This window comes from Streptomyces sp. NPDC048269 (genome assembly GCF_040652395.1).
GTDB lineage: Bacteria > Actinomycetota > Actinomycetes > Streptomycetales > Streptomycetaceae > Streptomyces.
In genome coordinates this window covers 42,201-65,034 of record NZ_JBEZLW010000010.1, presented here as the reverse complement: position 1 = coordinate 65,034, position 22,834 = coordinate 42,201, and the positions used below count along the sequence as shown (strand labels likewise).

Genomic DNA, 22,834 nt, shown 5'->3' with positions numbered 1-22,834 from the left:
CGAGATGCGCTGGTGGGACATCGAGCCGGTGCTGGAGCTGGAGCACGAGCTGTTCCCCGAGGACGCCTGGTCCGCCGGCATGTTCTGGTCCGAGCTCGCCCACGCCCGCGGCCCGCGGGCCACCCGCCGCTACGTGGTGGCCGAGGCGTTTCCCGACAGCGGCCGCACCGCGGGGACCGGCCGGCTGGTGGGCTACGCCGGGCTGGCCGCCGCCGGCGACCTGGCCGACGTACAGACCATCGCGGCCGCCCGCGACCAGTGGGGGACCGGGCTCGGCGCCCGGCTCCTGACCGACCTGCTGCGCGCGGCCACCGCCTTCGAGTGCGCCGAGGTGCTGCTGGAGGTACGGGTGGACAACACCCGCGCCCAGAAGCTCTACGAGCGCTTCGGCTTCGAGCCCATCGGCTTCCGGCGCGGCTACTACCAGCCCGGCAACGTCGACGCGCTCGTCATGCGACTGACCGACCCCGCACAAGCACGAACTGAGAGCAGTGAGAGCAATGGCTGACGAACCTCTCGTCCTCGGCATCGAGACCTCCTGCGACGAGACCGGCGTCGGCATCGTCCGCGGCACCACCCTCCTCGCGGACGCGATCGCGTCGAGCGTCGACGAGCACGCGCGCTTCGGCGGGGTCGTGCCCGAGGTGGCGTCGCGCGCCCACCTGGAGGCGATGGTCCCCACCATCGAGCGCGCCCTGAAGGAGGCCGGGGTCAGCGCCCGCGACCTCGACGGCATCGCGGTCACGGCGGGGCCCGGCCTCGCGGGGGCGCTCCTGGTGGGCACCTCGGCCGCCAAGGCCTACGCGTACGCCCTGGGCAAGCCGCTGTACGGGGTCAACCACCTGGCCTCGCACATCTGCGTGGACCAGCTGGAGCACGGTCCGCTGCCGGAGCCGACGATGGCGCTCCTGGTGTCCGGCGGGCACTCCTCGCTGCTGCTGGCCCCCGACATCACCTCCGACGTACGGCCGCTCGGCGCGACCATCGACGACGCCGCGGGCGAGGCCTTCGACAAGATCGCGCGGGTGCTCCAGCTGGGCTTCCCCGGCGGTCCGGTCATCGACCGGCTCGCGCGCGAGGGCGACCCGAAGGCGATCAACTTCCCGCGCGGTCTGACGGGCTCGCGCGACCCCGCGTACGACTTCTCCTTCTCCGGGCTGAAGACGGCGGTCGCCCGCTGGATCGAGGCGAAGCGGAACGCGGGCGAGGAGGTGCCGGTGCGCGATGTGGCGGCGTCCTTCCAGGAGGCCGTGGTGGACGTGCTGACACGCAAGGCGATCCGGGCGTGCAAGGACGAGGGCGTCGACCACCTGATGATCGGCGGCGGTGTGGCCGCCAATTCGCGGCTGCGCTCGCTGGCGCAGGAGCGGTGCGACGACGCGGGCATCATCCTGCGGGTTCCGCGGCCGAAGCTGTGCACCGACAACGGCGCGATGGTGGCGGCGCTGGGCGCGGAGATGGTCAAGCGGAACCGGCGGGCCTCGGACTGGGACCTGTCGGCGGACTCCTCGCTGCCTGTGACGGACCCGCACGTGCCGGGCACCGCTGACGCCCACGGGCACGACCACGGGCACAGCCACGGCCACGACCACGACCACGTGCACGAGTTGAGCAAGGACAACCTGTACTCATGAGCACCGTCGCGCTGATGTGGGAGGCCCGGGCCGCCGACGGCCGGGGCAACGAACTGCTGGAGTGGGCCCGTTCGCAGGTCCTCGCCCGGGAGCCGGTGCGCCGCGAGGTGTTCCGCGCCCCGCAGGACCGGGTCCTCGTGGTCACCTGGTGGGAGGCGGCCGAGGGGGTGGCGGCTGATCTGCCCGAACTCCCCGAGCCCGCAGCCGACTTGATCGCGCGGGCAGTGCACCGCTGGCGCTTCGAGTCGGTGGAGGTCACCGGCGGCTGACCGGCCCGGTCCGGCTCCCGGGCCGGGGCGCGGTGAGGCTATGGTCATGTGCATGCCTCGCCGTGATCTCCCGCCTCCACCGCCCCCCGCGCACGTGCGCGCCTGGCTGGACGAGAGCGCCGTACGGGCCGACCGCGCGCGCATCCTGCGGGAGTTGGGCCGCCGGAGCCTGGGCATCGGCCGTCTGTTGCTGCTCTGGGCCGTCTCGGCCGTCTTCGCTCTCGGCTGGACCTTCGTCGCCATGGGCCTGATGGCCTTCGAGGAGGGCGACGTGGTCTCGTACGGTCTCGGCGTCGTCTTCGCGGTGCTCGGCACCGGTGTGCTGCTCCCGGCCGGGTTCTGGTTCGCGTGGGGCGCCCGGCGGGACCGCCAGGTGCGCAGGCTGCTGTACGCGTGGGTGGAGTCGGACCGGGATCCGGCCGCCGACTCCCGGGTGCGCGCGCCGGGCCTGAGCCTGGTCTGGCTGCTCGCCTCCTTCGCGATGGCCGTGGCGGGACTGTTCCTGACCTTCGGGACCGCGGTATCGGTCCCGGTGGTCGACGGGAAGTACGGCGAGATCGCGTACTACATGGGCCTCGGCATGATCCTGTGGATCACGGGACTGCTGGGACTCTGCAAGGCGGGCGCGCACTACCGCTGGGCCATGCGGGTCTTCGGCGGGCCTACGCCGTAGGAGCCGCCTTCGCCGGTGCGCCGATCAGCATCGACGGGGCGCCCGCCACCCGGGTCAGGAAGACCGTCGCCGAGTTCGGCCCCTGCGGCTTGACCTTCTTGCGCAGCTCCTCGGGCTCGATCGCGGAGCCGCGCTTCTTCACGGTCAGGATGCCGACCCCGCGTTCGCGCAGCAGGGCCTTCAGCTTCTTCAGGCCGAAGGGCAGCACGTCGGTGATCTCGTACGCCGTCGCGTACGGCGTCGCGCGCAGCTCGTCGGCGGTGATGTAGGCGATGGTCGGGTCGATCAGCCGGCCGTCCAACTGCTCGGCGACCTCGGCGACGAGATGCGCGCGGATGACGGCGCCGTCGGGCTCGTACAGCCAGCGGCCGACCGGCCCGGCCTCCGGGTCGGGCAGCGGGTCGGTGGTGTGCAGGGCGCGCGGCCCGGGCAGCAGGGTGGCGCGTACGGTGCCGGGCGCGGTGCCGAACCAGAGCACGGCCTCCTTGACGTCCCCCTGGTCGGAGATCCACTCGGCCTCGGCCTCGGCAGGGACCGCCTCGTGCGGGATCCCCGGAGCAATCTTGATGGCGGCGTACTTCGCCGTACGGGCCGTCTCCACGGCCCACGACAGCGGCGGCGAGTACGACTCCGGGTCGAAGATCCGGCCGCGTCCCCCGCGCCGGGCCGGGTCGATGAAGACGGCGTCGTACGAGGACACGTCCACGCCCGTCACGTCCGCCTCCCGGACCTCGATCAGGTCCGCCAGCCCCAGCGCCTCGGCGTTGGCCCGCGCGACGGCCACGGTCAGCGGGTCGTGGTCGACGGCGAGCACCCGGATGCCGAGCCGCGCGAGGGCGAGGGCGTCCCCGCCGATGCCGCAGCACAGGTCGGCGAGGCTGCGGACGCCGAGGTCGGCGAGCCGCTCGGCGCGGTACGAGGCCACCGACGCCCGGGTGGCCATCTCGCCGCCGCCGGGGGTGAAGTACATCCGGAAGGCGTCCTCGGCGCCGAACTTCGCCACCGCGCGCTGCCGCAGCCGGGCCTGCCCGAGCGCGGCGGAGACCAGCTCGGCGGGGTGCTCGCGGCGCAGCCGGGTGGCGACGGCCAGCTCCTGCGCCGGGTCGTGGTCGCGGAGCGAGTCGAGGAGGGCGTGCCCCTCGGGAGTGAGGAGGGCGGCGAAGTCTTCGGGGGTCACGGGTCCATTGTCGGCGACCGGGCCGGCCGGTGTGGGCCAGTCGATGGAAGGTCGGATTCCGCTCGCGGTGTCGTCCGGGAAGCCTGCGTGTCGGGTGCCAGGATGCGCAGCTATGCAGCTAGTACGACAAAAGGAAGATAAGAGGCAACACGGTCACCGGTACGCGGCGGGTCCGCGCGGCCGGTTCGGGGTGGCCGTGGCCGCCCTGCTCGTAGCCGCCCTCGGCACGGCGTGCGGCTCCGGGGAGTCCGGCGCACCGGGGAAGGCCGAGAAGACGAAGGCCGCCAAGGGTGCGGAGGCCGGCGCGGCCGGCGCGCTCAGTGCCGCCGAGAAGGCCAAGGCGGCCCAGCAGGCGCGCATCGCCGCGGCGAAGAGGTGGAAGCTGGCCAAGACGCCGCTGACGGCCCCGGCGGCGCCCAAGAAGAAGCCCGAGATCACCACCCGCGACGGCTTCGAGGTCGAGGACCAGGAGGAGTACCCGCACGTCTTCACCACCGTCCCGACGGAGGACAAGGTCGTCTTCCTGACGATCGACGACGGCGCGGAGAAGGATCCCGAGTTCCTGAAGATGATGCAGGAGCTGAAGATCCCGTACACGGCCTTCCTCAGCGACTACATCGTTCGCGACAACTACCCGTACTTCAAGGCGATGCAGGCCACCGGCGTCACCCTGAACAACCACACGCTCAACCACCGCTACATGCCGGGCCTGTCGTACGAGCAGCAGCGCGAGGAGATCTGCGGCCAGCAGGACACGATCCAGAAGCAGTTCGGCAAGCGGCCGACCCTCTTCCGGCCGCCGTACGGCAACTACAACCAGGACACGCTGCGCGCGGCGAAGTCCTGCGGCATCAAGGCGGTCCCGCTGTGGAACGCCGAGGCCTTCCCGAACCGGATGGACTACCGGGAGTGGGACCGCGATCTGCACCCCGGCGACATCATCCTCACGCATTTCCGGGGCAAGGAGGACTGGAAGGGCACGATGCCTGACATGATCCGTCATGTCATGAAGACCGTCACGGACAAGGGGTACGCCGTGGCTCGCCTGGAGGACTATCTGTGAAGCACGCGCGCCGGTTGGTAGCCGGAACGCTGGCGGCCGGCGCGCTCGCGCTGTCCCTGACGGGGTGCGGGGACAGCGCGGACACCACCGAACGGCTGGGGCCGAGGACGAAGGCGACGCAGGAGACACCGGCCGTACCCGGCGCGTCCGAGTCGCCTCCCGCGCCGTCGCCGACGGGCGGGGCGGGCGGGGCCTCGGACGAGGCGTACAGGAAGTGGGGCCTGAAGGGTCCCCTGGAGTACGCCCCGAAGCCGGCCCAGAAGCCCGCGATACCGAAGGCGGCCCCGGGCAAGGTCCCGGTGGTCGACCGAATACCCGTCCCGGCCGGGGAGAAGGTCGTCTTCCTGACCTTCGACGACGGCGCGGAGAAGGATCCCGAGTTCCTGAAGATGGCGGCCGATCTGAAGCTGCCGATCAGCATGTTCCTGACGGACAATGTGGCCTCTTCGGACTACGGGCACTTCGAGAAGCTCCGCGACAACGGCTCGGTGAGCACGGTGAACAACCACACGCTGACGCACCCGAACCTGCGGACCCTGTCCTACGCGGCGCAGAAGCACGAGATATGCGGCCAGCAGGAACGCCTGGAGAAGCGCTTCGGCCACCGCCCGCCGCTCTTCCGCCCGCCTTTCGGGAACTACAACGACGACACCCTCCGGGCCGCCTCGGAGTGCGGAGTCTCGTCCCTGGTCCTGTGGCGCGTCTCGATGCAGATCAACAACTTCCAGTACGCCGAGGGCTCCGCCCTCAAGCCGGGCGACATCATCCTGGCCCACTTCCGCGGTCCGTCCGAGCTCAAGGGCACGTCGGAGACCCAGATGACGACACGGATGCTCCAGCGGATCCAGGAACAGGGGTACCGGATAGGGCGGCTGGAGGACTACCTGTAAGAGCGCCCGGAGCCCGGAGCCCCGGAGTCACCCGCTCCTACCCCGTGCTCGACACCACCGGCGTGATAGTCGTTTCCGCCGGCCCGCGGGCGTCCGCCTCGCGTTGGCGTTCCGCGCTGTCGCTGATGCGCAGCAGCAGGGCGATCATGATCCAGTTGGCCAGCAGGGACGAGCCGCCCTTGGCCAGGAACGGCAGCGCCTTGCCCGTCAGGGGGATCAGGCCCGTCACGCCGCCCGCGACCACGAAGACCTGCAGGGCCAGCGCCGAGGCGAGGCCCACGGCGAGGAGCTTGCCGAAGGGGTCGCGGGCGCCGAGTGCCATCCGGAGCCCCCGCTGCACGAGGAGGGCGTACAGGATCAGTACGGCCATGACCCCGGCCAGGCCGAGTTCCTCACCCACCGTGGTGAGGATGAAGTCGCTGCGGCCGGCGAACGCGATCAGCTCGGGGTGGCCCAGGCCGAGGCCCGTGCCCGAGATCCCGCCGGTGCCGAAGCTGAACAGGGCCTGCGCCGACTGGTCCGACGTGACCCCGGGAGGCCGGTTCTCCCAGTAGTAGGACAGCGGCTCCAGCCAGGCCGCCACCCGCGCCTTGACGTGCGGTTCCGTCGAGCCCACGACGAAGGCGCCCGCCGCGGCCATGAGCACCCCGCACACGATCCAGCTGGTGCGCTCGGTGGCGACGTAGAGCATCACCACGAACACGCCGAAGAAGATCAGCGAGGTGCCGAGGTCGCGCTCGAAGACCAGCACCAGCATCGACACGATCCACACCGTCACGATGGGGCCGAGCTGGCGCATCGGGGGCAGCCGCATGCCCAGGAACTTGCGGCCGGTCAGGGCCAGCGAGTCGCGGTGGATGACGAGGTACCCCGCGAAGAAGACCGCGATCATGATCTTCACGAACTCGCCGGGCTGCAGTGAGAAGCCGAAGAGTTTGATCCAGCGCTTCGCGCCGTAGGTGTCGGCGCCGAAGAACGCCGGTGCGATCAGCAGCACCAGCGCCAGCGCCATCGTGATGTAGATGAAGCGCTGCAGCAGCCGGTGGTCGCGCAGCAGCGCCAGCACCAGGATGCAGGCGGCGACCCCGACCACCGTCCACATCAGCTGCTCCGGCGCGTTGGCCTCCGAGTTGTACCGCTCGATGTACCCCTGGTCGAGCCGGTGCAGCAGCACCAGCCCCAGCCCGGTCAGCAGCATGGCCAGGGGGAAGATCAGCGGATCCGCGTAGGCGGCGAAGCGGCGCACGCCCAGGTGACCCACCAGCGACAGCAGCGTCATGCTGATCGTGAAGCCGGCGAGGTTGGGCGGCAGCTCGTCGTTCATCGCGAGGCCCGCTGCGGCGTGGCCGAAGACGGCGATCGCGACGACGAAGACCAGGAGCAGCGCCTCGGTGCGGCGGCGCGCGCCCGCCGACGTCAGGGGTTTCAGTCCACGCACGGGATGCCGCCACCGTCCGCGGGCGCGGGGGAGGGCGGCGGTGAGGACGGCGGCGGGGCCGCGTCCGGTGAGGAGGAAGCGGCGCCCGGTGTGCTCGGGCTCGCAGGGGCCTTGGGCCCGATCTGCTCGGCAATGAGGCGCTTTATCTTCATATCGTCTACGACGTTGATGCCCTCCCCATGGTTCCTTGCGGAGCGTTCGAGGGGGAGTGCCGTGCACCGCACTTTTCCGCCGGAGGGGTTCTTCGCCTGCCGCGCGAACGACAGCAGGTCCCAGACCTCCTCGGTCACCACGTCCTGCTCCGCGGCGCCGATCAGCCCGATCGGCTTCACCGGGTCGGCCGCGGCCGCTTCGATCACGAGGATGCGCGGGCCCCCAAGCGTCACATACCCGGCGCAAAGCACCTGTTCGGCTGATGATCCGGACGGGCGCCGACCCCGGTCTCCCGGGCTCCGCGGCCTGATCCGCGCAACGCCCGGCGGCGAAAATTGGCACTCCGCTTGACCGAGTGCTAATCGCCGGAATAGTCTCGCACCTGGCACTCGCCCCTGGTGAGTGCCAACACAGCGACAGGCAGGTCCGGCACCCGCGACGACGGATCGACCTGGTCGCCACCTCAGACAGTTAACCCCGGATCTCCGAAGGGGGAGGTCGGATCGTGACGACCGCCAGCTCCAAGGTTGCCATCAAGCCGCTCGAGGACCGCATTGTGGTCCAGCCGCTCGACGCCGAGCAGACCACGGCCTCCGGCCTGGTCATCCCGGACACCGCGAAGGAGAAGCCCCAGGAGGGCGTCGTCCTCGCCGTGGGCCCGGGCCGGTTCGAGGACGGCCAGCGTCTCCCGCTGGACGTCAGCGTCGGCGACATCGTGCTGTACAGCAAGTACGGCGGCACCGAAGTGAAGTACAGCGGCGAGGAGTACCTCGTCCTCTCGGCTCGCGACGTGCTCGCGATCGTCGAGAAGTAATTCGCTTCCAGTTTTGATTTGAGCTGCGCCCCTGGTCACCCTGCTGATGCCGGGCGACGAGGGGCGTAGTTCGTTCTAGGCGGTGGAGGTCGCGGTGAGCGGCCGAGGATCGCAACGAGAGGACTGAACCGCTCCCATGCCGAAGATCCTGAAGTTCGACGAGGACGCCCGTCGCGCCCTCGAGCGCGGCGTCAACAAGCTTGCCGACACGGTCAAGGTGACGATCGGCCCCAAGGGCCGCAACGTCGTCATCGACAAGAAGTTCGGCGCGCCCACCATCACCAACGACGGTGTCACCATCGCTCGCGAGGTCGAGCTGGACGACCCGTACGAGAACCTGGGTGCCCAGCTCGTGAAGGAGGTGGCGACCAAGACCAACGACATCGCGGGTGACGGCACCACCACCGCCACCGTGCTGGCCCAGGCGCTGGTCCGCGAGGGTCTGCGCAACGTCGCCGCGGGCGCGTCCCCGGCCGCCCTGAAGAAGGGCATCGACGCTGCGGTCAAGGCCGTCTCCGAGGAGCTCCTCGCGACCGCCCGTCCGATTGAGGACAAGTCCGACATCGCCGCCGTGGCCGCGCTCTCCGCGCAGGACCAGCAGGTCGGCGAGCTCATCGCCGAGGCGATGGACAAGGTCGGCAAGGACGGTGTCATCACCGTCGAGGAGTCCAACACCTTCGGCCTGGAGCTGGAGTTCACCGAGGGCATGGCCTTCGACAAGGGCTACCTCTCGCCGTACATGGTCTCCGACCAGGAGCGTATGGAGGCCGTCCTCGACGACCCGTACATCCTGATCAACCAGGGCAAGATCTCCTCCATCCAGGACCTCCTGCCGCTGCTGGAGAAGGTCATCCAGGCCGGCGCCTCCAAGCCGCTGCTGATCATCGCCGAGGACGTCGAGGGCGAGGCGCTCTCCACCCTCGTCGTCAACAAGATCCGCGGCACCTTCAACGCGGTCGCCGTCAAGGCTCCCGGCTTCGGTGACCGTCGCAAGGCGATGCTCCAGGACATGGCCACCCTCACCGGTGCCACTGTCATCGCCGAGGAGGTCGGCCTCAAGCTCGACCAGGCCGGTCTGGACGTACTGGGCACCGCCCGCCGCGTCACGATCTCCAAGGACGACACGACCATCGTCGACGGTGGCGGCAGCCACGAGGAAGTCGTCGGCCGTGTCAACCAGATCAAGGCCGAGATCGAGTCCACGGACTCCGACTGGGACCGCGAGAAGCTGCAGGAGCGCCTGGCGAAGCTCGCCGGCGGCGTCTGCGTCATCAAGGTCGGCGCCGCCACCGAGGTGGAGCTCAAGGAGAAGAAGCACCGTCTCGAGGACGCCATCTCGGCGACCCGCGCCGCGGTCGAGGAGGGCATCGTCTCCGGCGGTGGCTCCGCGCTCGTCCACGCCGTCAAGGTCCTGGAGGGCAACCTCGGCCTGGCCGGCGACGAGGCCACCGGTGTCGCGGTCGTGCGCCGCGCCGCCGTCGAGCCGCTGCGCTGGATCGCCGAGAACGCCGGTCTCGAGGGTTACGTCATCACCTCGAAGGTCGCCGAGCTCGACAAGGGCCAGGGCTTCAACGCCGCCACCGGCGAGTACGGCGACCTGGTCAAGGCCGGCGTCATCGACCCGGTGAAGGTCACCCGCTCCGCGCTGGAGAACGCCGCTTCCATCGCCTCCCTGCTGCTCACGACCGAGACCCTGGTCGTCGAGAAGCCGGCCGAGGAAGAGGGCGACGCGGGCCACAGCCACGGTCACGGCCACAGCCACTGACGCTGCTGCCGCATGCGGGAAGGCCCCCGTCCCACCGTTTCGTACGGTGGGACGGGGGCCTTCCCTTTGGTCGTGAGGAGTGCGGTCAGGCCGACATGCCCTCCATGATGCCCAGCTGCCGCATCACGCTCATGATGTCGTAGTGCCACCAGCCCTCGGCGATCATGCCGTCCTTGCAGCGGAACGTCGTCGAGCCGGTAGCGGTGACCTTCTTGCCGGTCGGCGCGAGGCCCATGAACTCACCCGTGTGCGTCGCGTTCCAGGTCCACAGGGTGGTGACGAAGTCGCCTTCGGCGATTTGCTGGTTCTTGGTGAAGGACATCTCGAAAGCGGACCGCCACATGTTCAGGTCCGCCATCAGGGCGTCGATCCCCTGGGCGTCGGGGTCGGCCTTGACCATGTCGTGGTCGGCGTAGTCGGAGGCGAAGATCTCCTCGGCGACGGAACGGTCGCCCGTCATGGCCAGCTCGTCGAACATCCGGTCCGCGAGCATCTTGTTGAGGTTCTCGTCCCGGACGACGTCCAGGTTGGTGAAGCTGGGCATCCCGTCACAGAGGGCCATCATCTCCTGGAACATCCTGTCCGTCTCCGGGAGGTGAGAGTTCTTCATGGCCTCTTCGTACGAGGGGAATTCGACCACGTCCACGTAGTGGTTCTCGTTCTCGCGGTCCCTGCCCACGATGCTGTGGGTGACGGTGCGCTTGCCCTGGCTCTGCGAGACGTACTGGTCGAGCAGCTGGTTGAGGTCATCCTGCCGACTGGTCTTGTAATCGATTATCTGTACGAATGTCATGGCGGTCTCCCGGGCTCGATGGGGCATGTCTATTTTAGGGAGATTTCGCCGAGTTGGCCGGTCTACCGGTGAGTACGCGGGCGGCTACTGGGGACCGTACTTGCGGCCCGTACGCGAGGACACGCCGCCCAGCAGCCCGCGCGGCGTCAGCTTCACCACGCCCATCAGCGCCTTGTACCGCGGGTCCGGGATCGACACCGTCTTCCCCCGCGCCAGGTCGGCCAGCGCCGCGGCCACGAGCTTGTCGGCGTCGAGCCACATCCAGCCGGGGATGTTGTCCGTGCCCATGCCCGCACGCTGGTGGAACTCCGTCCGGACGAAGCCGGGGCAGAGCGCCATCATCCGAACCCCGGATCCCGCCATGTCCTTCGCCGCGCCCTGGGTGAACTGCACGACCCAGGCCTTGCTCGCCCCGTACGTGCCGCGCGGTACGAAGGCGGCCACCGAGGCCACGTTGATCACGCCGCCGCGGCCGCGCGAGCGCATCGATCCGGCGGCCGCCGAGGTCAGCCGCAGGACCGCCTCGACGTGCACCTTCAGCATGGTGAGCTCGTCGGCCATGGAGACCTCGAGGTAGCGGCCCTTGTTGCCGAAGCCGGCGTTGTTGACCAGCAGGTCGACCGGGTGGGTGCGGTCGCCGAGGCGCTCCTCGACCGCCGCGATGCCCTCCTCGGCGGACAGGTCGGCGGCCAGCACCTCGGCCTCGATGCCGTGCCGGTCGTGCAGCTCGGTGGCCTGCTCTCCCAGCCGCTTGGTGTCGCGCGCCACCAGCACCAGGTTGTGGCCCTGGGCGGCGAGCCGCCGGGCGAAGGCGGCGCCGATGCCCGCCGTGGATCCCGTAATCAACGCAGTCGTCATAGGCGCAACCTAGCCGCCCCGGGTGTCGGTTCTACCTCGCCCCGGCTCCGGCCCCGTACTTCTCCACGTACCGGCGCACGGTCTCGTGGCCCTCCGGCTCCATCGCGGTACCCGCCGCCAGGGTGCGCGGCAGCAGGGCGCGCTCCGTCGTGAACGCGCGGAACCAGAACTCCACCGTCACCTCGTGGTCCGCGCGGTGGATGACCTCGATGGCGTCGCCGGGGGAGGCCGACCCCTCCTCGATCACCCGCAGGTACGCGCCCGGCCGCGCCGCCTGGGTGAACCGCCTGACCCAGGCGCTCTCGCCGAGGGCCCCCTGGAAGGTCCGGCACGGGATGCGGGCCGAGGCGACTTCGAGGACCAGGTCCGCGCCGACCCGCCAGCGGTCGCCGAGACGCGCGCCGTTCAGGTCGATGCCGGAGGTGGTGAAGTTCTCGCCGAAGATCCCGCCGGGCAGCTCGCGGCCCAGCTCGGCCTCCCAGAGGTCCAGGTCCTCGCGCGCGTATGCGTAGACGGCCTGGTGGTCGCCACCGTGGTGGCGGCGGTCGCACACGGCGTCGCCCTCCAGGCCGCTGCCGAGGCCGGTTGCCCTGGGGCCCGGGGCGAAGACGCGGACCGGTCCGGGGACCGGGCGCTTGCCGTGGCCCGTCACCCCGCCCTCCGCGTCGGTGTAGTCGACGGCCTCGGCGCGGCCGACGTTGACGGAGATCAGATGCATGGGACCCATGCCCACACGCTAACCGAGCGTGCCCCAAAGTGTCACGACGGTATTCGCGCGACGGTCAAAGCAGGGCTTATGCTCGAAAGGTGATCGAGGCACGACATCTCCGGGTTCTGCGCGCTGTCGCCGGGACCGGCTCCTTCTCCGCCGCCGCCCGCGAGCTCGGCTGCACCCAGCCGGCCGTCTCCCAGCAGATGAAGGCGCTGGAGCAGTCGGCCGGCACCCCGCTGCTCATCCGCACCGGCCGCGAGATGCGGCTGACCCAGGCCGGTGAGGCCCTGGTCCGGCACGCCTCGGGCATCCTGGCCGGGCTGACCGCGGCCGAGGAGGAGGTCGCGGCCATCGCCGGGCTGCGCGCGGGCCGGGTCCGGCTGGTGTCCTTCCCCAGCGGCAGCTCCACGCTGGTGCCCACCGCGCTCGCCGCGATGCGCGCCGAGCACCCGGGCACCCGCGTCTCCCTGGTCGAGGCCGAACCGCCGCGCTCGGTGGAGATGCTGCGCGAGGGGGACTGCGACCTGGCGCTGGCCTTCCGGTACGGCGGATCGGCGGGTTCCGTCGCGGAGTGGGAGGACCTCGTCGTGCGCCCGCTGCTGACCGACCGCCTCGTCGGGCTGGTCCCCGACGGGCACCGGCTGGCCGGGGCGGAGCGCGTGGGCATGGCGGAGCTGGCCGACGAGCCCTGGATCGCGGGCTGTCCGCGCTGCCGCCGCCATCTGGTGGAGGTGTGCGAGAACGCGGGCTTCACCCCGCGGATCGACTTCGCGACCGACGACTATCCGGCGGTGGTCGGCCTGGTCGGCGCCGGGCTGGGCGTCGCGGTGGTGCCGGAGCTCGCGGTGGAGTCCGTACGGGCGAAGGGCGTGAGCACGGTGGCCGTGGAGCCGGCCGTCGAGCGGGAGGTCGTGGCGCTGACCCTGCCCGACCTGGCCAGGGTCCCGGCGGTGGCCGCGACCCTGGACGAGCTGGAGCGGGCCGCCACGCGCTGACCGTACTCATGCGTCGGGTACGGCCGAACGCGTGACGTTCCACGCAGGACTGCGACACGCCCGGGCACGGCGGCGGTCCGAGAATCTCGCGGACACCGCAGCAACGTTCCTTCGGACGTTTGTACTCGTATCAGTGCGGCGGGATCGGTCCGATCGTGCTGGATGCGGGGATCAGGCGATGCCGGGCGCGGCCCATCAGTTCCTCGCGCTCGTCCTCGGTGAGGCCTCCCCACACCCCGTAGGGCTCGCGGACGGCGAGTGCGTGCGCGGCGCATTCCGAACGAACCGGGCATCGCATGCAGACCTCTTTAGCCGAGGCCTCGCGCGCGCTCCTGGCCGCGCCCCGCTCGCCTTCCGGGTGGAAGAAGAGGGAGCTGTCGACCCCGCGGCAGGCGGCGAGCAGCTGCCAGTCCCAGAGGTCGGCGTTCGGTCCGGGGAGGCGGGAGAAATCTGCCATTGGTAGTCCTCTTGGTGCCGATACTGAGGCGGATACGGTCCATGTCTCCACACCTACTGTCGGAGTAGATGTAAATATGACTCATTGGGAATCTAGCCTCAGACACGTGCCAAACGGAAGGAAAGCCGCCAAATAGGGCATAGCTCCAGATGGAGGACGAGCGGCTCGTGCCTCCACCGCCGTGATCGCATCCTCACGTAGAGTGCTGAAGGTGTCCGTCCGACCCGTAACTCTTTCGAGTGACCATCGTTGAGAGTGCGAAGGCGGTTGAACCAATAAGTTCTCGGACAGGTGTCCGGGAGCATCGACCGCACAGGTGACGATACGTACCAGCCTGGAGGCTCAAGGTGACGCGCATCAGCAGCTGCGGAGGGCGGTCATGACATCCGTCCTCGTCTGCGACGACTCCCCGCTTGCCCGAGAGGCGCTCCGTCGCGCGGTTGCCACCGTGCCCGGCGTCGAGCGTGTGACGACGGCTGCCAACGGCGAGGAAGTCCTCCGCCGCTGGGGTGCCGACCGCTCCGACCTGATTCTGATGGATGTACGGATGCCCGGTCTCGGCGGTGTGGAGACGGTCCGCCGGCTGCTCTCGGCCGACCCCGGCGCCCGCATCATCATGCTGACGGTCGCCGAGGACCTGGACGGCGTGGCCCTCGCGGTCGCCGCCGGCGCCCGGGGCTATCTGCACAAGGACGCCTCGCGCGCCGAACTGCGGGCCACGGTCACCCAGGCCCTCGCCGACCCGACCTGGCGGCTGGCCCCGCGCCGGCTCCGCTCGGCCGAGATGGGCGCGGCGCCCACCCTCACCGCCCGTGAGATCCAGGTGCTGGAAGGCATGAGCCACGGCCGGTCCAACGCGGAGATCGGGCGCGAGCTCTTCCTCTCCGAGGACACGGTCAAGACGCACGCCCGCAGGCTGTTCAAGAAGCTCGGCGCCTCGGACCGGGCGCACGCCGTGGCGCTCGGTTTCCGCTGGGGCCTGGTCCGCTGACCCACGGGTCGCGGTCCGGTCCGTGTCCCGCCGTACCCGGTGCGCACCCGGGGATTGGCGGGGCACAATCCGGGGGACGTGTCGCTTCGTGCGCGATGCCGCATCCTTGAGGGTGTGCCGCATTCTTGGAGATGTGGGGTCCCCGTCCTTGGGGACCATTCGGCCGAGCGGGAGGGGAGGGCGCAATCATGAGTTCCGGCGCACCCGCTCATAACGCTTCGATGCACGAAACCGGCCGTGGTGCCACGGATGCTCCGGCGTCAAGGCACCATGGATTGATGCGTGACGACGAGGCCCTGGGGTCACCCGCGGCCACAGGCCCCACCGGCGCCGCCAAAGGCGGTAGTGCCGGGGGTGTCAGCGCGCTCGTACGCCGAGCCGTGGAGGGCGACGAGCAGGCCACGCACGACCTGCTCGCGTTCGTCCACCCGCTCGCCATCCGCTACTGCCGCACCCGGCTCTCGCGGCTCCCGGGTGACGCCCGCCATTTCGTGGAGGACCTGGCGCAGGAAGTCTGCGTCGCCGTCCTGATGGCCCTGCCGCGCTACCGGGACACCGGGCGGCCCTTCGAGGCCTTCGTCTTCGCGATCGCCGCGCACAAGGTCGCCGACCTGCAGCGGGCCGCCATGCGGCACCCGGGCAGCACGGCCGTGCCCTCGGACGAGATGCCGGAGCGGCCCGACGACTCGCTGGGTCCGGAGGAGCGGGCACTGCTCAGCAGTGACGCGGCCTGGGCCAAGAAGTTGCTGGCCAACCTTCCGGAGAACCAGCGCGAGCTCCTCGTACTGCGGGTGGCCGTCGGGCTGACCGCCGAGGAGACCGGGCAGATGCTCGGCATGTCCCCCGGGGCGGTGCGCGTCGCCCAGCACCGGGCGCTCAGCCGGCTCCGCGCGCTCGCCGAGCAGTAGGACTCCCTGCGGGAATGCCGCCAGGTGTCCCGCGGGAAATCCCAGAAGGGATCTCCGTAGGAAACTACGAAACTTCTGCTTGACCTTGGTCGTGGAATGAGACGCGTCGGGATCCCGTTAGCATGGACATCCGCGCTGAGCAAGACCATTTGGGAAGGTGTCATGACCGCCGACGGAGTGCCCGACAAATTCGCCACGCTCGGACTGACCTACGACGACGTGCTGCTGCTGCCGGGCGCGTCGGACATGTCGCCTGATGCGATCGACACCTCTTCCCTCATCTCCCGGAACGTGCGCGTGAACGTTCCACTGCTGTCCGCTGCGATGGACAAGGTCACCGAGGCCCGCATGGCCATCGCGATGGCCCGCCAGGGCGGCGTCGGCGTACTGCACCGCAACCTGTCGATCGCCGACCAGGCCAACCAGGTCGACCTGGTCAAGCGCTCCGAGTCCGGCATGGTCACCGACCCGATCACGGTGCACCCGGACGCGACCCTCGGCGAGGCCGACCAGCTCTGCGCGAAGTTCCGCATCTCCGGCGTCCCGGTCACGGACGCGGCGGGCAAGCTGCTCGGCATCGTCACCAACCGCGACATGGCCTTCGAGTCGGACCGCAGCCGCCAGGTGCGCGAGGTCATGACCCCGATGCCGCTGGTCACGGGCAAGGTCGGCATCTCCGGCGTGGACGCCATGGAGCTGCTGCGCCGCCACAAGATCGAGAAGCTTCCGCTGGTCGACGACGCGGGCATCCTCAAGGGCCTCATCACGGTCAAGGACTTCGTCAAGGCCGAGAAGTACCCGAACGCCGCCAAGGACAGGGAGGGCCGGCTGCTCGTCGGCGCGGCCGTCGGTGTCGCCGGTGACGCGTACGACCGCGCCCAGGCCCTGATCGAGGCGGGCGCCGACTTCATCGTCGTCGACACCGCGCACGGCCACTCCCGTCTCGTCGGCGACATGGTCGCCAAGATCAAGTCGAACTCGGGCGTGGACGTCATCGGCGGCAACGTCGCCACCCGCGACGGCGCCCAGGCGCTGATCGACGCCGGCTGCGACGGCATCAAGGTCGGTGTCGGCCCGGGCTCCATCTGCACCACCCGCGTGGTCGCCGGCATCGGCGTCCCGCAGGTCACCGCGATCTACGAGGCCTCGCTGGCCGCCAAGGCCGCGGGCGTCCCCGTCATCGGCGACGGCGGCCTCCAGTACTCCGGCGACATCGCGAAGGCCCTGGTCGCGGGCGCCGACACGGTGATGCTCGGCTCGCTGCTCGCGGGCTGCGAGGAGTCCCCGGGCGAGCTGCTCTTCATCAACGGCAAGCAGTTCAAGTCGTACCGCGGCATGGGCTCGCTCGGCGCGATGCAGTCCCGCGGCGACCAGCGCTCCTTCTCCAAGGACCGCTACTTCCAGGAGGGCGTGGGCGGCGACGACAAGCTCATCCCCGAGGGCATCGAGGGCCAGGTTCCCTACCGCGGCCCGCTCTCCGCGGTCGTGCACCAGCTCGTCGGCGGCCTGCGTCAGTCGATGTTCTACGTCGGCGGCCGCACGGTCCCCGAGCTGCAGGACCGGGGCCGTTTCGTCCGGATCACCTCGGCGGGCCTCAAGGAGAGCCACCCGCACGACATCCAGATGACGGTCGAAGCACCGAACTACAGCCGCAAGGGCTGAACAGAGTGACCGTGGAAGGGGCGGGCCCGTCGGGCCCGCCCCTTCGCCGTGCCCGCCGTGCCGTCCGTACAGCGGTCATGGGAACGCGACTCTCCGGCGTTCGGGGATACTGGACGGGCAGACCCAGAGGAAAGGCCACCACACGTGACTGAGATCGAGATCGGGCGCGGCAAGCGCGGCCGCAGGGCGTACGCGTTCGACGACATCGCCATCGTCCCGAGCCGGCGTACCCGGGACCCGAAGGAGGTCTCGATCGCCTGGCAGATCGACGCGTACCGCTTCGAGCTCCCCTTCCTGGCCGCCCCCATGGACTCGGTCGTCTCCCCGCAGACCGCGATCCGCATCGGCGAGCTCGGCGGCCTCGGCGTGCTGAACCTCGAAGGCCTGTGGACCCGCTACGAGGACCCGCAGCCGCTGCTCGACGAGATCACGGAGCTGGACGAGGAGTCCGCGACCCGCCGTCTCCAGGAGATCTACTCCGCGCCGATCCAGGCGGACCTGATCCGGCAGCGCATCAAGGAGGTGCGCGACTCGGGCGTCGTCACCGCCGCCGCGCTCTCCCCGCAGCGCACCGCCGAGTTCTCCAAGGCCGTCGTGGACGCGGGCGTGGACATCTTCGTGATCCGCGGCACCACCGTGTCGGCGGAGCACGTCTCCGGCGCCGCCGAGCCGCTGAACCTCAAGCAGTTCATCTACGAGCTCGACGTCCCGGTCATCGTGGGCGGCTGCGCCACCTACACCGCGGCCCTGCACCTGATGCGCACCGGCGCCGCGGGTGTCCTGGTCGGCTTCGGCGGCGGCGCCGCGCACACCACGCGCAACGTGCTCGGCATCCAGGTCCCGATGGCGACCGCCGTCGCGGACGTGGCCGCGGCCCGCCGCGACTACATGGACGAGTCCGGCGGCCGCTACGTGCACGTGATCGCCGACGGCGGCGTGGGCTGGTCCGGCGACATCCCGAAGGCCGTCGCCTGCGGCGCGGACGCCGTGATGATGGGCTCCCCGCTCGCCCGTGCCACGGACGCGCCCGGCAAGGGCAACCACTGGGGCATGGAGGCCGTCCACGAGGACGTGCCCCGCGGCAAGAAGGTCGACCTGGGCACCGTCGGCACCACCGAGGAGATCCTCACCGGTCCTTCGCACACCCCGGACGGCTCGATGAACATCTTCGGCGCGCTGCGCCGCTCGATGGCCACCACCGGCTACAGCGAGCTCAAGGAGTTCCAGCGGGTCGAGGTCACGGTCGCGGACTCGCAGCACAGCCGCTGACCGGCTCTTTCCCGTACGTACGCCGGAGGGCCGGCACCCCGCTAGGGGTGCCGGCCCTCCGGCGTGTGCGAGGTGGGGCCGGGTCAGTCGCTGACCTTCTTGGCCGCGCCGAAGGCGACGAAGCCGCCGAGCGCGATGAAGAGATAGGTCTTGAAGTCCGCGCCTTCCTTCCAGATGTCGGCGAGGCCGCCGACGCCGGCCTTGTCGAGGACCTCGAACACGCCGACGTTGCCGTAGTCGGCGAGCACGAGGGCGATGAAGAAGAGCTGGCCGAGGTAGACGGCGCCGAGCGAGAGCGCCGCGGCGACCACCGGCAGGACCGGGTTGCGGCCGCCGAGCTTGCCGGCGGCGAGGCCGACGAGGAGGCCGACGCCGGCCGCGGCGTAGCCGATCTCGCGGTCGATGGCGTTCATGATGGCGCCGTAGGCACCGGCCGCGACCAGGGCCGCGACGACGGCGGCGACGATGCCGAGACCGATGTTGCCGGTGCGGGCCGGGGCCGGAGCGGCCGGCGCCGCGGTGAAGGAGTCGGGCGCGGGCGGCTGGATGTTCTGGCTCATGGGTGATCCCCCCCAAGGGATGCGTGGGGCACACGTGTCCAGGGGGACGTATGTGCGAGATAAGTGACGCCGCAGGCTAGCAGGCGGCCATGACATCCGTGAGGGGGATTTCCCGGGCGGTCAGAGGCGGTGGGCGGCGCCCGCGGGGCTGGCGCCACGGGTGTCCAGGAGCAACTGGGCCTTCACCGCGAGGCCTTGCAGGTCGTACGTGCGGTGGTGCTGGAGCAGGATCGTCAGGTCCGCGTTGGCGGCGGCCTCGTACAACGATTCGGCACGGGGAACCGGCTGGTCCCGGACCCGCCAGCCCGCGATGAACGGGTCGTGGTAGCTGACGAGCGCCCCCAGGTCGAGGAGACGGCTGGCGATCTCGCGGGCCGGGGAGCCCTCCTGGTCGGCGAGGTCCGGTTTGTAGGTGACGCCCAGGAGGAGGACGCGGGCGCCGCGGGCGGATTTGCCGTGTTCGTTCAGCAGGGTGGCGGACCGCTGGATGACGTACTGCGGCATCCGGTTGTTGATCTCCTGTGCCAGGCCGATCATGCGCAGGGGGTGGCCGGGGGTGCGGGTGGTGTGGGGGAGGTAGTTCGGGTCGAGGGGAACTCCGTGGCCGCCGACCCCGGGGCCGGGGCGGAACGCCTGGAAGCCGTACGGCTTGGTCTCGGCGCAGCGGATGACGTCCCACAGGTCGACGCCGAGGTCGTGGCAGAGCACCGCCATCTCGTTCATGAGGGCGATGTTCACGTGCCGGTAGTTGGTCTCCAGGAGCTGTACGGTCTCGGCCTCGCGCAGGCCGCGGGCGCGGACGACCTTCTCGGCGAGACGCGCGTAGAAGGCGTGCGCGGACTCCGTGCAGGCGGGGGTGAGGCCGCCGATCACCTTAGGGGTGTTGGCGATGCAGTGCGTGCGGTTGCCCGGGTCGAGGCGGCTGGGGGAGTAGGCCAGATGGAAGTCGCGGCCCGCCCGGAGTCCGGAGCCCTCTTCGAGGATCGGGCGGAGGTAGTCCTCGGTGACGCCCGGGTGGACGGCGGATTCGAGGATCACGGTGGTGTGGGGGCGCAGCCGGGCGGCGAGGGCGTGCCCGGCCTCGCCGACGGCGGACAGGTCCAGTGCGCGATCGGCGCCGAGCTGGGTGGGCGCGCAGATGACGGCGGTGCGGACCCGGCCGAGCTCGGCGGGGTTGGTGGTGACCCGGAAGCCGGCCGCCGACATGCGGCGGATCTCGGCGGCGGTGAGGGTGGAGTCCGTGACCGGACCGCTGTCGTAGCCGACCGTCTCGATCCCGGCGGCGACGGCCGCCTGGGCGAGGGGGAGGCCGAGATGGCCGAGTCCGATGACGGCGAGGTCTGCGGGCATGGGGGTGCCGTCCCTTCCCTGACATAAGGGGGATGCGCGCGCAAGTCCTGTGGACGGGCAAAGCCCGGAGGGAGCTGGCGCAATGTCAGACTAGGCGTATATATGAAAGATATGTCGCATTCTGGGGTGGAGGTCGCCGTTGTGTTGTCCACAGGCGGTGGCTGATGTGGGTGCGGGCGGTCAGAATCATGAAACGGGGCATGTGAGCGGGATCACCCGCACGACGCGGGGAACACCCGCACCAACGGGAGGCAGCCGTGAGGACAGCGACACTGGGACCGGCGCAGCGGGCCGAGGCCCTCGCCCGGATGGCCGAGCGGGAGCTGGACGTACTGGTCGTGGGCGCGGGCGTGGTCGGCGCCGGCACCGCGCTCGACGCGGCGACCAGAGGTCTGTCGACCGGGCTGGTCGAGGCGCGCGACTGGGCGTCCGGCACGTCGAGCAGGTCGAGCAAGCTCATCCACGGCGGCCTGCGGTATCTGGAGATGCTCGACTTCGCCCTCGTACGGGAGGCGCTGAAGGAGCGCGGCCTGCTGCTGGAGCGCCTCGCGCCGCACCTCGTGAAACCGGTGCCGTTCCTCTACCCCTTGCAGCACAAGGGCTGGGAGCGGCTGTACGCGGGCTCGGGCGTCGCGCTCTACGACGCGATGTCGGTCTCCAGCGGGCACGGGCGGGGGCTGCCGGTGCACCGGCACCTGTCGCGCAAGCGAGCCCTGCGGGTGGCGCCGGCGTTGCGCAAGGACGCGCTGGTGGGAGCCCTGCAGTACTACGACGCCCAGATGGACGACGCGCGGTACGTGGCCACGCTGGTGCGGACGGCCGCGGCGTACGGGGCGCACTGCGCCAACCGGGCGAGGGTGATCGGCTTCCTGCGCGAGGGCGAACGGGTGGTCGGAGCGCGGGTGCGTGACGTCGAGGGCGGCGGGGAGTACGAGATCCGCGCGAAGCAGGTCGTGAACGCGACGGGGGTATGGACGGACGACACCCAGGCGCTGATCGGGGAGCGCGGGCAGTTCCACGTGCGGGCGTCGAAGGGCATCCACCTGGTCGTACCGAAGGACCGGATCCATTCGAGCACCGGGCTGATCCTGCGGACGGAGAAGTCGGTGCTGTTCGTCATCCCCTGGGGCCGGCACTGGATCGTGGGGACCACGGACACCGACTGGGACCTGGACAAGGCGCACCCGGCGGCGTCGAGCGCGGACATCGACTACCTGCTGGAGCACGTGAACTCGGTGCTGTCGGTACCCCTGACGCGTGACGACGTACAAGGCGTGTACGCGGGACTGCGGCCGTTGCTGGCCGGGGAGTCGGACGCGACGAGCAAGCTGTCGCGCGAGCACACGGTGGCGCACCCGGTGCCGGGGCTGGTGGTGGTCGCGGGCGGCAAGTACACGACGTACCGGGTCATGGCGAAGGACGCGGTCGACGAGGCGGTGCACGGGCTGGACCAGCGGGTCGCCGAGTGCGTGACGGAGGACGTGCCGCTGGTGGGCGCGGAGGGGTACCGGGCGCTGTGGAACGCGCGGGCGAGGACCGCGGCCCGGACGGGTCTTCATGTGGTGCGGGTGGAGCACCTGTTGAACCGGTACGGATCGCTGACGGAGGAGTTGCTGGACCTGATCGCCGCCGACCCGGGGCTGGGGGAGCCGGTGGCCGGGGCGGAAGACTACCTGCGGGCCGAGATCGTGTACGCCGCCTCGCACGAGGGGGCGCGGCACCTGGACGACGTGCTGACGCGGCGGACGCGGATCTCGATCGAGACCTTCGACCGGGGGACGCGGTCGGCGCGCGAGTGCGCGGAGTTGATGGCGCCGGTGCTGGGGTGGGACAAGCAGCAGATCGAGAAGGAAGTGGAGCACTACGAGAAGAGGGTCCAGGCGGAGCGGGAGTCGCAGCGCCAGCCCGACGACCAGACGGCGGACGCGGCGCGGCTGGGGGCACCCGACATCGTTCCGTTGTAACTCCGGGATGCGGAAGGGGGAACCGCGGACCCGGGGCGCCCGTCCGTTGCGGAGTGAGGAACAATGAGGGATCTGCCGGGGCGGGTTACCGCGGACCCCGGCAGCTGCCGGGGCCGCCGGAGCGGGCGGCACGATCGCAGAGGGGACGCATGTCGAAGCCGGAGCACGGGACGCCTGCGGCGAAGCCCGACGATGTGGGGGTTGCGGCTCCGGCTGAGTCGGCCGAGGCCGCGCCTGTTGAGGGCGCGAAGCCTGAGGCTGCGAAGCCGGGGTTGACGAAGGGTGAGCCCGAGGACGCGAAGCCGGTGGCCGCCGCCACGCCTGCGGCGAAGCCGGAGGATGCCAAGCCTGCGGCTGGGGCTGCGGCTGCGGCTGGGGCTGGGGCTGCGTCTGCGGCGGAGTCCGAGGCCGGCCAGGCCGAACCTGCTCCCGCGGCGGA

The 22,834-nt window shown here is 70.6% G+C and carries 23 protein-coding genes; 14 read left to right on the top strand and 9 right to left on the bottom strand.

From position 1 onward, the window contains the following. The first annotated feature begins 4 nt into the window (after positions 1-4). From rimI to AB0D48_RS13970, 4 genes are read left to right on the top strand one after another with little or no spacing between them, the layout of a single operon-like run. Entirely contained in the window at positions 5-508 is a 504-nt protein-coding gene (gene rimI / locus AB0D48_RS13985) for a ribosomal protein S18-alanine N-acetyltransferase (protein ID WP_362395470.1), read from the top strand. Further along, positions 501-1,634 carry a tRNA (adenosine(37)-N6)-threonylcarbamoyltransferase complex transferase subunit TsaD gene (gene tsaD / locus AB0D48_RS13980; RefSeq protein WP_362395111.1) on the top strand — a complete coding sequence of 378 codons (1,134 nt, stop codon included), beginning with the start codon at positions 501-503 and terminating at the stop codon, positions 1,632-1,634. Before rimI ends, tsaD begins: the two co-directional genes overlap by 8 nt. Then, on the top strand, positions 1,631-1,903 hold the full coding sequence (locus tag AB0D48_RS13975; protein WP_362395108.1) for a hypothetical protein: 273 nt from the start codon (positions 1,631-1,633) through the stop codon (positions 1,901-1,903). Before tsaD ends, AB0D48_RS13975 begins: the two co-directional genes overlap by 4 nt. A 52-nt stretch (positions 1,904-1,955) precedes the next feature. Continuing rightward, positions 1,956-2,576 carry a hypothetical protein gene (locus AB0D48_RS13970; protein WP_362395105.1) on the top strand — a complete coding sequence of 207 codons (621 nt, stop codon included), beginning with the start codon at positions 1,956-1,958 and terminating at the stop codon, positions 2,574-2,576. Here the strand turns inward: AB0D48_RS13970 and AB0D48_RS13965 are convergent. Next, positions 2,566-3,753, bottom strand: a complete 1,188-nt coding sequence (locus tag AB0D48_RS13965; protein WP_362395103.1) for a methyltransferase domain-containing protein — start codon at positions 3,751-3,753, stop codon at positions 2,566-2,568. The genes AB0D48_RS13970 and AB0D48_RS13965 overlap by 11 nt on opposite strands. 190 nt (positions 3,754-3,943) lie before the next feature. Between AB0D48_RS13965 and AB0D48_RS13960 the strand changes: the two genes are divergently transcribed. Continuing rightward, a complete protein-coding gene (locus tag AB0D48_RS13960; protein ID WP_362395100.1) occupies positions 3,944-4,816 on the top strand; it encodes a polysaccharide deacetylase family protein in 873 nt (290 codons plus the stop codon). Beyond that, positions 4,813-5,706 (top strand): polysaccharide deacetylase family protein, encoded by an 894-nt coding sequence (locus AB0D48_RS13955; RefSeq protein ID WP_362395097.1) that lies wholly within the window; start codon positions 4,813-4,815, stop codon positions 5,704-5,706. Before AB0D48_RS13960 ends, AB0D48_RS13955 begins: the two co-directional genes overlap by 4 nt. 37 nt (positions 5,707-5,743) lie before the next feature. Here the strand turns inward: AB0D48_RS13955 and AB0D48_RS13950 are convergent, their stop codons facing one another. Beyond that, complete coding sequence (locus AB0D48_RS13950) at positions 5,744-7,144, bottom strand: FtsW/RodA/SpoVE family cell cycle protein (protein WP_362395095.1); 1,401 nt, start codon at positions 7,142-7,144, stop codon at positions 5,744-5,746. Continuing rightward, positions 7,132-7,530: a hypothetical protein gene (locus AB0D48_RS13945; RefSeq protein ID WP_362395092.1), complete on the bottom strand. Its 399-nt coding sequence runs from the start codon at positions 7,528-7,530 to the stop codon at positions 7,132-7,134. The genes AB0D48_RS13950 and AB0D48_RS13945 overlap by 13 nt, the downstream gene beginning before the upstream one ends. A gap of 272 nt (positions 7,531-7,802) precedes the next feature. On the opposite strand from AB0D48_RS13945, the gene groES reads away from it, so the two are divergent. Next, a complete protein-coding gene (groES, locus tag AB0D48_RS13940) occupies positions 7,803-8,111 on the top strand; it encodes a co-chaperone GroES (RefSeq protein WP_030230757.1) in 309 nt (102 codons plus the stop codon). A 136-nt stretch (positions 8,112-8,247) separates the two neighbouring features. Next, positions 8,248-9,876, top strand: coding sequence for a chaperonin GroEL (groL, locus tag AB0D48_RS13935; protein ID WP_362395089.1), 1,629 nt, complete (start codon positions 8,248-8,250; stop codon positions 9,874-9,876). 85 nt (positions 9,877-9,961) lie between these two features. Here the strand turns inward: groL and AB0D48_RS13930 are convergent, their stop codons facing one another. From AB0D48_RS13930 to AB0D48_RS13920, 3 genes are all read right to left on the bottom strand, one after another. Then, complete coding sequence (locus tag AB0D48_RS13930; RefSeq protein WP_362395086.1) at positions 9,962-10,669, bottom strand: ester cyclase; 708 nt, start codon at positions 10,667-10,669, stop codon at positions 9,962-9,964. Positions 10,670-10,753: 84 nt separating this feature from the next. Further along, positions 10,754-11,527: an SDR family oxidoreductase gene (locus AB0D48_RS13925; RefSeq protein ID WP_362395084.1), complete on the bottom strand. Its 774-nt coding sequence runs from the start codon at positions 11,525-11,527 to the stop codon at positions 10,754-10,756. A gap of 31 nt (positions 11,528-11,558) precedes the next feature. Continuing rightward, complete coding sequence (locus AB0D48_RS13920; RefSeq protein WP_362395467.1) at positions 11,559-12,245, bottom strand: MOSC domain-containing protein; 687 nt, start codon at positions 12,243-12,245, stop codon at positions 11,559-11,561. An 89-nt stretch (positions 12,246-12,334) separates the two neighbouring features. Here AB0D48_RS13920 and AB0D48_RS13915 point away from each other — a divergent pair, with 89 nt between their 5' ends. Continuing rightward, positions 12,335-13,234 carry a LysR family transcriptional regulator gene (locus AB0D48_RS13915; protein ID WP_362395082.1) on the top strand — a complete coding sequence of 300 codons (900 nt, stop codon included), beginning with the start codon at positions 12,335-12,337 and terminating at the stop codon, positions 13,232-13,234. A 130-nt stretch (positions 13,235-13,364) separates the two neighbouring features. On the opposite strand, the gene AB0D48_RS13910 is transcribed toward AB0D48_RS13915, so the two are convergent. Further along, complete coding sequence (locus AB0D48_RS13910) at positions 13,365-13,691, bottom strand: WhiB family transcriptional regulator (RefSeq protein ID WP_053786417.1); 327 nt, start codon at positions 13,689-13,691, stop codon at positions 13,365-13,367. Between the two features lie 379 nt (positions 13,692-14,070). Here AB0D48_RS13910 and AB0D48_RS13905 point away from each other — a divergent pair, with 379 nt between their 5' ends. From AB0D48_RS13905 to AB0D48_RS13890, 4 genes are all read left to right on the top strand, one after another. Then, on the top strand, positions 14,071-14,682 hold the full coding sequence (locus tag AB0D48_RS13905) for a response regulator transcription factor (RefSeq protein WP_003948568.1): 612 nt from the start codon (positions 14,071-14,073) through the stop codon (positions 14,680-14,682). A gap of 278 nt (positions 14,683-14,960) precedes the next feature. Then, the gene (locus AB0D48_RS13900) at positions 14,961-15,590 is read left to right on the top strand and encodes a sigma-70 family RNA polymerase sigma factor (protein WP_030389108.1); all 630 of its coding nucleotides are present in this window, start codon (positions 14,961-14,963) and stop codon (positions 15,588-15,590) included. 162 nt (positions 15,591-15,752) lie between these two features. Then, the gene (gene guaB, locus AB0D48_RS13895) at positions 15,753-17,252 is read left to right on the top strand and encodes an IMP dehydrogenase (RefSeq protein WP_362395077.1); all 1,500 of its coding nucleotides are present in this window, start codon (positions 15,753-15,755) and stop codon (positions 17,250-17,252) included. 144 nt (positions 17,253-17,396) lie between these two features. Continuing rightward, the gene (locus AB0D48_RS13890) at positions 17,397-18,521 is read left to right on the top strand and encodes a GuaB3 family IMP dehydrogenase-related protein (protein WP_266785469.1); all 1,125 of its coding nucleotides are present in this window, start codon (positions 17,397-17,399) and stop codon (positions 18,519-18,521) included. Positions 18,522-18,604: 83 nt separating this feature from the next. On the opposite strand, the gene AB0D48_RS13885 is transcribed toward AB0D48_RS13890, so the two are convergent. Both AB0D48_RS13885 and AB0D48_RS13880 read right to left on the bottom strand, forming a co-directional pair. Next, positions 18,605-19,081 carry a hypothetical protein gene (locus tag AB0D48_RS13885; protein ID WP_362395073.1) on the bottom strand — a complete coding sequence of 159 codons (477 nt, stop codon included), beginning with the start codon at positions 19,079-19,081 and terminating at the stop codon, positions 18,605-18,607. A gap of 120 nt (positions 19,082-19,201) precedes the next feature. After that, complete coding sequence (locus AB0D48_RS13880) at positions 19,202-20,431, bottom strand: nucleotide sugar dehydrogenase (RefSeq protein ID WP_362395070.1); 1,230 nt, start codon at positions 20,429-20,431, stop codon at positions 19,202-19,204. Between the two features lie 257 nt (positions 20,432-20,688). On the opposite strand from AB0D48_RS13880, the gene AB0D48_RS13875 reads away from it, so the two are divergent. Next, entirely contained in the window at positions 20,689-22,395 is a 1,707-nt protein-coding gene (locus tag AB0D48_RS13875; RefSeq protein ID WP_362395067.1) for a glycerol-3-phosphate dehydrogenase/oxidase, read from the top strand. The last annotated feature ends 439 nt before the right edge of the window (positions 22,396-22,834 follow it).

What these genes read in the sequence shown, in the direction of transcription:
- rimI (WP_362395470.1), top strand. Translation starts at nt 5, where the DNA reads ATGCGCTGGTGGGACATCGAGCCGGTGCTGGAGCTGGAGCACGAGCTG.
- tsaD (WP_362395111.1), top strand. Translation starts at nt 501, where the DNA reads ATGGCTGACGAACCTCTCGTCCTCGGCATCGAGACCTCCTGCGACGAG.
- AB0D48_RS13975 (WP_362395108.1), top strand. Translation starts at nt 1,631, where the DNA reads ATGAGCACCGTCGCGCTGATGTGGGAGGCCCGGGCCGCCGACGGCCGG.
- AB0D48_RS13970 (WP_362395105.1), top strand. Translation starts at nt 1,956, where the DNA reads ATGCCTCGCCGTGATCTCCCGCCTCCACCGCCCCCCGCGCACGTGCGC.
- groL (WP_362395089.1), top strand. Translation starts at nt 8,248, where the DNA reads ATGCCGAAGATCCTGAAGTTCGACGAGGACGCCCGTCGCGCCCTCGAG.
- AB0D48_RS13930 (WP_362395086.1), bottom strand. Translation starts at nt 10,669, where the DNA reads ATGACATTCGTACAGATAATCGATTACAAGACCAGTCGGCAGGATGAC.
- AB0D48_RS13925 (WP_362395084.1), bottom strand. Translation starts at nt 11,527, where the DNA reads ATGACGACTGCGTTGATTACGGGATCCACGGCGGGCATCGGCGCCGCC.
- AB0D48_RS13920 (WP_362395467.1), bottom strand. Translation starts at nt 12,245, where the DNA reads ATGCATCTGATCTCCGTCAACGTCGGCCGCGCCGAGGCCGTCGACTAC.
- AB0D48_RS13910 (WP_053786417.1), bottom strand. Translation starts at nt 13,691, where the DNA reads ATGGCAGATTTCTCCCGCCTCCCCGGACCGAACGCCGACCTCTGGGAC.
- AB0D48_RS13905 (WP_003948568.1), top strand. Translation starts at nt 14,071, where the DNA reads ATGACATCCGTCCTCGTCTGCGACGACTCCCCGCTTGCCCGAGAGGCG.
- AB0D48_RS13900 (WP_030389108.1), top strand. Translation starts at nt 14,961, where the DNA reads ATGCGTGACGACGAGGCCCTGGGGTCACCCGCGGCCACAGGCCCCACC.
- guaB (WP_362395077.1), top strand. Translation starts at nt 15,753, where the DNA reads ATGACCGCCGACGGAGTGCCCGACAAATTCGCCACGCTCGGACTGACC.
- AB0D48_RS13885 (WP_362395073.1), bottom strand. Translation starts at nt 19,081, where the DNA reads ATGAGCCAGAACATCCAGCCGCCCGCGCCCGACTCCTTCACCGCGGCG.
- AB0D48_RS13880 (WP_362395070.1), bottom strand. Translation starts at nt 20,431, where the DNA reads ATGCCCGCAGACCTCGCCGTCATCGGACTCGGCCATCTCGGCCTCCCC.